At 70.2% G+C, this 6,114-nt stretch carries 6 protein-coding genes; 4 read left to right on the top strand and 2 right to left on the bottom strand.

The genetic code is table 11. The annotated features are described in order from the left end of the window. Nucleotides 1-51: 51 nt before the first annotated feature. Nucleotides 52-582, bottom strand: coding sequence for a DUF1707 SHOCT-like domain-containing protein (locus ABD798_RS36435; RefSeq protein ID WP_344885998.1), 531 nt, complete (start codon nt 580-582; stop codon nt 52-54). Nucleotides 583-776: 194 nt separating this feature from the next. On the opposite strand from ABD798_RS36435, the gene ABD798_RS36430 reads away from it, so the two are divergent. From ABD798_RS36430 to ABD798_RS36420, 3 genes are read left to right on the top strand one after another with little or no spacing between them, the layout of a single operon-like run. After that, nucleotides 777-2,072, top strand: a complete 1,296-nt coding sequence (locus ABD798_RS36430; RefSeq protein ID WP_344885996.1) for a cytochrome P450 — start codon at nt 777-779, stop codon at nt 2,070-2,072. Between the two features lie 55 nt (nt 2,073-2,127). After that, a complete protein-coding gene (locus ABD798_RS36425) occupies nt 2,128-2,655 on the top strand; it encodes a helix-turn-helix domain-containing protein (protein WP_344885993.1) in 528 nt (175 codons plus the stop codon). Nucleotides 2,656-2,685: 30 nt separating this feature from the next. Beyond that, on the top strand, nt 2,686-3,264 hold the full coding sequence (locus tag ABD798_RS36420) for a PIN domain-containing protein (protein ID WP_344885990.1): 579 nt from the start codon (nt 2,686-2,688) through the stop codon (nt 3,262-3,264). A 58-nt stretch (nt 3,265-3,322) separates the two neighbouring features. Here ABD798_RS36420 and ABD798_RS36415 read toward each other — a convergent pair whose 3' ends face one another. Beyond that, on the bottom strand, nt 3,323-4,801 hold the full coding sequence (locus tag ABD798_RS36415; RefSeq protein ID WP_344885987.1) for a peptide MFS transporter: 1,479 nt from the start codon (nt 4,799-4,801) through the stop codon (nt 3,323-3,325). A 243-nt stretch (nt 4,802-5,044) separates the two neighbouring features. On the opposite strand from ABD798_RS36415, the gene ABD798_RS36410 reads away from it, so the two are divergent. After that, the gene (locus tag ABD798_RS36410) at nt 5,045-6,088 is read left to right on the top strand and encodes a LacI family DNA-binding transcriptional regulator (RefSeq protein ID WP_344885984.1); all 1,044 of its coding nucleotides are present in this window, start codon (nt 5,045-5,047) and stop codon (nt 6,086-6,088) included. Nucleotides 6,089-6,114: the final 26 nt, after the last annotated feature.

Genomic DNA, 6,114 nt, shown 5'->3' with positions numbered 1-6,114 from the left:
GGACACCCTTCGTCCGTCTCCGGCCACCACCCCGACTTACGCATTACTCGTCTAGGCCCGGCGGACGGTCAGCTTGCCGAAGACGTTGCGGCCGCTGAGGCGGATCACAGCGCCGGGGGTTCCGGCGGGCCGCCCGGGGATGCGCCGCTTGCCGAAGACCGCCCCGCCCTCGTCGAGCACCACGGCGTCCTCGGCCACCGTCAGCTCGATCTTGCCGAACAGCGAGGACAGCCTCAGCTCGACCTCTTCGCCGGTCGCGGCGGAGCGCAGGTCGAGCACGGCCGCGCCGAACACCGCGCGCACGTGCAGCGGGCTCATGCCCTCCGGCGCGCGCAGGACCTTGCTGAACACCGCGCTGAGCCGCTTCGGTGTGCGGTCGACGGGCGCGGGCAGGTGCAGGTCGGCCAGCAGCGGGCTCAGGTCGGCGGCGGTGCGCGCGCCGTAGACCAGCTCCAGCCGCTCCGCGTGCTCGGTCCAGGTCAGCCTGCCGTCGGCCACCGCCCGGTTGAGCACCACCGCGGCGTTCTCCCGGTCCGCGTCGGAGATCCGCCGTGCGAGCGCGGAGCTGTCGTCCGGAGTCATGGCCGCCCCCTTTCCTTGCCTTGTTAACCAAGATTCTTCAGTTCGGAAAAAAGTCGGTCAAGCTCGCGGGTGCCGCGCCTACCATCGAGTAACATGTGCCCGCGTCCCGCTCCGGGCCCGGCGGCAAGTCCCGCGCCGGCCGGGTCGGGACGATACTTCTTCGGGGACGCGGCCCGACCCGGGAGGGACTCGCCATGGGCATCAACGAGGATGTACGGCGGACGGTGTCTTTCTTGGTGGAGCGCGCGGCTCTGAGCATCTACTCGTCCCGGGGCGACCACGGCGCCAAGCTCCTGCGCCGGGGTTCGCACGGCCCCTACCCGCTGTACGAGCGCATCCGGCGCGACGGCGACCTCGTGCGCAGCAAGCTCCAGCTCTACATCACGCCCTCGCACCGCTGGGCGACCCAGATCCTGCGCGACCCGCGCTTCGGCGTCAGCCAGGTCTCCGCGAGCGACGGCATGCTGATCCCGCTGCCCCCGCGCCCACCGGAGCCCGTGCACCCCATCGAGGACTCGTTCCTCAGCATGGACCCGCCGGAGCACACGCGGCTGCGCAAGCTCGTCGCGCCGTGGTTCACCCCGCGCGCCGTGCGCGCCCGCCAGGAGCAGATCGAGCGCACCATCACCGGCTACCTCGACGAGCTGGCCACGCGCGAGCGCTTCGACCTGGTGCCCGAGTTCGCCGACCGCGTGCCGATCCAGGTGATCAGCGACATGCTCGGCGTGCCCGCCCCCGACCACGAGCGGTTCAGCGCGTGGGCGCGGCAGGTCGGCCCCGCGCTGGACGGCGTGCACTCGCTGACCGAACAGCGGCGGCTGGACGGCGTGATCGGCGAGCTGCACACCTTCTTCACCGACCTGATCGCCCACCGCAGGCGCTCCCCGGGCGATGATCTGCTGAGCCAGCTCGTGCACTCCGAGGTGGACGGTGCGCCCGTCGCCGACCGCGACCTGCTCGCCACCGCCGGGCTGCTGCTGCTCGCGGGCTTCGGCACCACGCTCAACCTCATCGGCAACGGCGCGCTCGCCCTGCTGGTCAACCGCGACGCGCGCGAACACCTGCTCGCGGACTTCGACCTCGCCGCCAACGTCGTCGAGGAGACGCTGCGGCACAGCCCTCCCGTGCACTTCACCGTGCGCGCCGCGCTGGAGCCCGTCGAGATCGCCGGAACCCAGCTCAAGCCGGGCGACCACGTCGCGGTCCTGCTCGCCGCCGCCAACCGCGACCCCAAGGTCTTCCGCAACCCCGACCGCTTCGACATCACCCGCCGCAACGCGCGGGAACACCTGGCCTTCGCGGGCGGCGTGCACTTCTGCGTCGGCGCGGGCCTGGCCAGGATGGAGGGCGAGATCGCGCTGCGCGAGCTGTTCCGCCGCTTCCCGCACCTGCGCCTGGACGGCCAGGTCAAGCGCAACCACGCGCGCCTGCTGCCCACCCTGGAAAGCGTCCCGGTCTCCCTGGTCCGCCGCAGAACCACAATCCACTAGCACTAGTCGAACGAAACGAAACCTGCTACGTTTTGTTCGAAAGCGGAGGTGTGCCATGGGCGAGAAGCTGCGGCAGGAGACCTATCTCCCAGAGCCGGACGAGGGCGATCAGGTAGCGAAGGTCTACGACTTCATGCAGGCCCACGAGGACGCGGGGCGTGGCCGCCCACACGTGCCCTGCTACCTCAGCGGAGGCGCTCCCGGCGACCGCGTCGAACTCCCGGTCGAGCTGTACCGCGTGCTGCGCCAAGTGGTCACCGCTCTCCAGGAAGGCCTGGCGGTCTCGGTGGCCCCGATCACCGCGACGCTGACGACGCAGCAGGCGGCCGAACTGCTCGGGGTCAGCAGGCCCACTGTGATCCGCCTGCTCGACGAGAAGCAGATCCCGTTCGAACGGGTGAACAGCCACAGAAAGATCCTCCTCCGCGATCTGCTCTCCTACCGTGAAGAGCGCCGCGCTCGTCAGTACGCCGCTCTCGAAGCAACAGCGGTCGAGGACGACGAGGACATCGACGTCGCACTGGCACGCTTGAAGAAGGCGCGCGACGAGGTCGCGAAGCGCCGGAACAGCGGCACGAGCTGACCATCGGACAACCCCGGAAGAGCCCACCACGTGTTCACCGCCCTGCTCGACACCTGCGTTCTCTGGCCCAGCCTGCAGCGCGACTTCCTGCTGTCCCTCGCCGTCGAGGGCATGTACAGACCGGTGTGGAGCACGGCGATCCTCGAAGAGCTGGAGTACGAGGAAGCGCGGAAGCTGATCGAGCGGGGCGAGGATCGCTGGCGAGCGGCGGAGCGCGCTTCCAGGCTCGTCACGGTCATGCGGCAGGCCTTCGACGACGCGGAGATCGACGGCTGGCAGGGGCTCGTGGGCACCTACGGCCTGCCGGATCGCAACGATGAACACGTGATCGCGGCCGCCGTCGTCGGCGGAGCGGGCGCGATCATCACCCACAACACCAAGGACTTCCCACCGCACCTGCTTCCGGATGGCATCGACGTCCTTGCCCCACAACGGTTCGCCGCTGACACCGTCGCACTGAATCCGGCGCAGGCCCTCACCGCCGTCATGGCCATCGCCTCGCGATCCGGTCGCTCGGGGAGCCCTCACGGCGTCCCCGAGATCCTCCACCGCCTCGAAACCGTGTACGAGATGACCGAGGCCACCGCACTGCTTCGCCCCCTGACCTGAACGAGAGCGGCCCGCCGTCCACAGTGGACAGCGGGCCGCTCCTCCGTCGGAACGAGCGCTACTCCGCGCCGCGCATCATGACGCGGATCTTCGGCGCGCTGACCCACAGCAGCACCGCGAGCACGACGGCCGCCCCGGCGAACATGCCGAAGTACAGCGCGTCCGGGATGTTGCCGTACAAGGGAACCAGCTGCGCCGCGATGCCCTGGCCCGCCGCGATCGACAGGAACCACAGCGCCATCATCTGCGAGACGAACGCCTTCGGCGCGGCCTTCGAGGTGACCGAGAGGCCGATCGGCGACAGCAGCAGCTCACCGATCGTCTGCACCGCGTAGACCGCGAGCAGCCACAGCGGGCTGACCAGTCCGCCCGCGCTGGTCGCGTCGGCGAGCACGATGACGCCGAAGGACGCGCCGATCAGCACCAGCGCGATGGCGAACTTGCGCGCGGTCGAAGGCTGGCGCTGGCCCATCTTCATCCACACCGCGGCGATCAGCGGCGCGAACAGCAGGATGAAGACGGGGTTGACCGACTGGAACCACGATGCCGGGAACTCCATGCCCAGCACGGTGTTCTGCACCTTGTCGCTGGCGTAGAGGTTGAGCACGTTCGCGGCCTGCTCGAAGATCAGGAAGAACATCACCGAGGCCAGGAACAGCGGGATGTAGCCCTTGACCCGGGAGCGCTCGTCGTCGTCGAGCAGCGGGCTGCGGAGCATCATCGCGAAGTAGCCAGCGGGCAGCAGGATCGACATCAGGCTGATGCCGTCGATGACCAGGGGCAGGTCCAGCCAGCCCATGGACAGCAGCACGACGATCACCAGCACGAACGCGGCCAGCCCGGCGCCGATGCGGCCGAGGACCTTGCCGCGCTCGTCGGCGGTCAGCGGGTTCACCGGAACGGCGGTGGCCGCGCCGAGGTTGCCCCTGCCGATGACGTACTGGATCAGGCCGAGCGCCATGCCGACGGCGGCCGCGCCGAAGCCGAGGTGGAAGTCGATCTGCTGCCCGAGCCAGCCGGAGATGGTGATCCCGGCGAAGCTGCCCAGGTTCACGCCCATGTAGAAGATCGTGAAACCGGCGTCCCTGCGCGCGTCGTGCTCGGGGTAGAGGCCGCCGACCAGGGTGGAGATGTTCGGCTTGAGCAGGCTCGTTCCGAGGATGACCAGCGCCAGGCCCGCGAAGATCGTGGTGCTGCCGCCGGGGATGGCCATGCAGATGTGGCCCGCCATGATCAGCGCGCCGCCGTAGAACACCGAGCGCTGGCCGCCGAGCAGCCGGTCGGCGATCCAGCCACCGGCCAGCGCCGACATGTAGATCGCCGCGCCGTAAGCGCTGACCAGCGAGGACGCCAGACCCTTCTCCATGCCCAGTCCGCCCTGGGCGACCGAGGCGGTCAGGAAGAAGATCAGCAGGACCCGCATCCCGTAGTAGGAGAAGCGCTCCCACATCTCGGTGAAGAACAGGGTGGCCAGCCCCCACGGGTGGCCGAAGAAGCCCCGCTGCTGTGCTGGCTTCGTGGATTCCGTGGCCGTCACGATCGACGTCCTCCCTCTGGCGTTGTCGCCCCGAGGGCACGCCAGCACCACGCCAACGGCCCCGGTGCCGTTGTCTGGACCATAGCGAGCACAGCCCCGTTTTCGTCGAGAGCCGGAAGTACTCAAATGTGTGTGACGTGAGACAAGTTCACACCTGAATTCCCCGATGACGCGCGGCGCCGAACGCTCCGCCTGTCCGGTGCGACCGATACGCTGCGCCGTTGACCGGTACGGAGGTGGCGGGTGGCGCATCATCAGGTGACGCTGGCCGAGGTGGCCAAGCACGCGAAGGTGTCCCTGGCGACGGCGTCCAGGGTGCTCAACGGCAGCACGCGCCAGGTCAGCGCGGAGCTGCGGGAGCGGGTGCTGGCCACGGCGCGCGAGCTGGGCTACCTGCCCAACGCCTCCGCGCAGGCGTTGGCGCGCAACACCAGTTCGCTGGTCGGTCTGGTCGTGCACGACATCGCCGACCCCTACTTCTCCTCCATCGCCGCCGGAGTGACCAGGGTCGCCGAGGAAGCCGGGCTGATCGTGGTGCTCGGCACCACCTCCCGCGAGCCGGAGCGCGAGCTGGCGCTGTTGTCCACGCTGCGCGCGCACCGCGCCCGAGCGGTGGTGCTGGTCGGCACCAGGACCACCGACGACTCCGCGACGCAGCGGCTCGCCGAGGAGATCAAGGCCTTCCAGGCCCAGGGCGGACGCGTGGCGTGCGTCTCCCAGGCGCACCTGCCCGCCGACACGGTGGTCCCCGCGAACGCGCTCGGCGCGCACGACCTGGCCACGAGCCTCGCCGCGCAGGGGCACCGCGAGTTCGCCGTCCTCGCCGGGCCGGAGAAGCTGCTCGCCGCGCGCGACCGGCTGGACGGCTTCCGCGCGGGACTCGCCGAACACGGCGTCGAGCTGGCCGCGCACAACGTCGTGCACGGGGCCTTCACCCGCGACGGCGGGCACGCGGCCATGCACGAGCTGCTGGAGCGCGGAACCGGCGCGAAGTGCGTGTTCGCGGTGAACGACGTGATGGCGGTCGGCGCGCTGGCCGCCGTGCGCGAGCGCGGACTGCGCTCCCCCGAGGACGTCGCGGTCGCGGGCTTCGACGACATCCCGACGCTGAGCGACCTCGTGCCGCCGCTCACCACGGTGCGGCTGCCGCTGGAGGAGATCGGCGAGCGGGCGGCCCGGCTGGCGCTGGAGGGCGATGCGCCCTCGGAGCCCCGCACCGTCGAGGTCGGCGCCGAGGTCGTGCTCCGGGACAGCACGGCCGTTCTCGGCCGCCCCGTTCTCAGCTGACCCGCGACAGCTCCCTGAAGAGCACT

It is taken from the genome of Allokutzneria multivorans (assembly GCF_039537405.1).
GTDB classification, from domain to species: domain Bacteria; phylum Actinomycetota; class Actinomycetes; order Mycobacteriales; family Pseudonocardiaceae; genus Allokutzneria; species Allokutzneria multivorans.
This window is presented reverse-complemented; position numbering and strand designations above follow the sequence as displayed.

What these genes read in the sequence shown, in the direction of transcription:
- ABD798_RS36435 (WP_344885998.1), bottom strand. Translation starts at nt 582, where the DNA reads ATGACTCCGGACGACAGCTCCGCGCTCGCACGGCGGATCTCCGACGCG.
- ABD798_RS36430 (WP_344885996.1), top strand. Translation starts at nt 777, where the DNA reads ATGGGCATCAACGAGGATGTACGGCGGACGGTGTCTTTCTTGGTGGAG.
- ABD798_RS36425 (WP_344885993.1), top strand. Translation starts at nt 2,128, where the DNA reads ATGGGCGAGAAGCTGCGGCAGGAGACCTATCTCCCAGAGCCGGACGAG.